The sequence below is a fragment of the Halobacillus sp. BBL2006 genome, from assembly GCF_000786645.1.
Taxonomy (GTDB): domain Bacteria; phylum Bacillota; class Bacilli; order Bacillales; family Halobacillaceae; genus Halobacillus.
The window spans coordinates 1-2,692 of sequence record NZ_JRNX01000094.1 but is presented as its reverse complement, the minus strand read 5'-3'; the positions used below and the strand labels follow the sequence as shown (position 1 = coordinate 2,692).

Here is a 2,692-nt window from a genome sequence, read left to right as displayed (position 1 = left end):
TTACGTACGATACCTGTAGATTTCATTTTTCTGTCTCCCCTCAATCAAAAGTATTTTCGTCATCTTTCGACATATGTCTCGACATAATAGTACCAACCATTCCCAGACGTGTCAATTCTTTAAACTCTCTTTTTATTTCCAGAACCCTATACCTATAGGGGTATAAAGGTATGTGGAAAGTGACAACATTTACAGGCCGGTATCTGGTATGGTTCATTATAGTGGGCATTCCATAAATGGTTGAAAAATCCATCTATAGATTACATATTATTTTACCAGAGTATTTACATATGTTAAATGTAAATATTCGTCGTTTTTGACAGTTTTACTTAATTTTCGGTATATTTTAATGTTAGGAATGGAAATACAGAAAATAAATCGATAGAATGATACAATAATCATTATGAACTAAGCAATGGATTCATTGTATGGAATTTATGAGGAGGGAAAACGATGCCTGAGGAAAAGAATACTTTTTACATTACGACCCCGATTTATTATCCAAGCGGGAATTTGCATATAGGGCATGCCTATACGACTGTAGCTGGTGATGCTATGGCTCGATATAAACGTTTGAGAGGGTATGAAGTGATGTATCTGACTGGGACGGATGAGCACGGTCAGAAAATTCAACGTAAAGCAGAGGAAAAAGGAGTAGCCCCTCAAGAGTATGTCGATGAGATCGTCAGCGGAATTAAAGAACTATGGGATAAATTAGATATTTCTTACGATGACTTCATCCGTACGACTCAAGATCGCCATAAGCAAGTAGTGGCTAAGATTTTTGACTACTTGATGGAAAAAGGCGATATTTACTTAGATGAATATGAGGGCTGGTATTGTACGTCCTGTGAATCCTTTTTCACAGAGCGCCAACTCGATGAAGGGCATTGCCCGGATTGTGGCGGACCTGTCGAGAAGGTTAAAGAAGAATCTTACTTCTTCAAAATGAGTAATTATGTCGACCAGCTTCTTGAGTTTTATGAAAAGAATCCTACATTTATTCAACCGGAAAGCCGAAAAAATGAAATGATCAACAACTTCATTAAACCAGGTCTTGAAGATCTGGCGGTATCGCGGACTACATTTGACTGGGGAGTTGGAGTTCCTGGAAATGAGAAGCACGTCATCTACGTATGGATCGATGCTTTAAGTAACTATATTACGGCGCTCGGTTACGACTCTGATGACGATTCACGTTACCAAAAATTCTGGCCGGCAGATGTTCAACTGGTAGGGAAAGAAATTGTACGCTTCCACACGATATACTGGCCAATTATGTTGATGGCGCTTGATCTTCCGTTACCGAAACAAGTATTTGCCCACGGATGGATTTTGATGAAGGACGGAAAAATGTCCAAATCTAAAGGTAACGTCGTCGATCCCGTTCAGTTGAGTGATCGTTACGGTCTGGACGCTCTCCGCTATTACTTGCTGCGTGAAGTTCCATTCGGTTCTGACGGCGTTTTTACACCTGAAGCTTTCGTAGAACGCACAAACTACGACTTGGCGAACGATCTAGGTAATCTGCTTAATCGTACGGTTGCGATGATCAGCAAATATTTCGACGGACAAATTCCTGAGGTCAAGTTAAGTGAATCAGAGTACGATGAGAACTTGGAAAAATTGGCACAAGACACACGTCAATCTGTCGAACAATCGCTTGAGAACATGGAGTTTTCTGTGGCGCTGGCTGACTTATGGAAATTTGTCAGTCGCACCAACAAATATATTGATGAAACACAACCTTGGGTATTGGCTAAGGATGAAAATCAGAAAGAACGCTTAGGCAACGTCATGGCACACTTAGCTGAGTCACTGCGTCAGATCGCTGTCATGCTTCAACCGTTCTTAACTCAAACACCAGAGCGGATTTTCAGCCAATTGGGAGTATCTGCAAGTGAACAGAAATCATGGGACAGCCTGGCTCAATTCGGAGCCATCCCTTCAGGAAATCACGTTCAAAAAGATGATCCGATCTTCCCGCGTCTAGACGCTGAAGAAGAGACGCAGATCATCAAGGACATGATGAAGAAGCCCGCTCCTCAAAAAGAAGAGAAGAAGAAAGAAGAAAAGAAAGCGGAAGAAGTTACAATTGATGACTTTATGAAGCTTGATTTCCGAGTTGCAGAAGTTGTGAAAGTGGACAAGGTGAAGAAAGCCGACAAGCTGCTGAAGATTCAGCTGGATCTCGGTGATGAAGAACAGCGTCAGGTGGTTTCAGGGATAGCTAAACATTATACAGCTGAAGAACTTGTTGGTAAGAAAGTAATTTGTATTACGAATCTGAAACCCGTGAAACTCCGTGGAGAGCTATCTCAAGGAATGATTCTCGCTGGCGAAGATGAAAACGGCAAACTTGCTTTAGCATCTATTGATCAATCATTAAGTAACGGAACGAAAGTTAAATAAAAATTACAAAGGGGAAGCAGATGTGCTTTCCCCTTTTTATAGCTTTGTAATACTTCCCTTAATTACTTTACGAACTGGGTCTAGCAGTGAAACGACTCGCTTTCCTGCGGAGGAACTGACAAGCCTCCTCAGTCGCTTTGCTCCTTGTGGGGTCTCGCCGTTTCCCCGCTAGCCCCGCTGTCATGAAGCTAAGGGCCTCTTCCACATCAGACTGTATTGAAAAAACTACTTTTAAGGCGTTTCCGTTTTCCAGTCAAGCAGAAGGAGGGAAGGGAAATTG

1 protein-coding gene is annotated in these 2,692 nt (G+C 41.8%); it reads left to right on the top strand.

Translation table 11 applies throughout. From position 1 onward, the window contains the following. Window positions 1-453: 453 nt before the first annotated feature. Window positions 454-2,412: a methionine--tRNA ligase gene (gene metG / locus LD39_RS03545; protein ID WP_035542962.1), complete on the top strand. Its 1,959-nt coding sequence runs from the start codon at window positions 454-456 to the stop codon at window positions 2,410-2,412. Window positions 2,413-2,692: the final 280 nt, after the last annotated feature.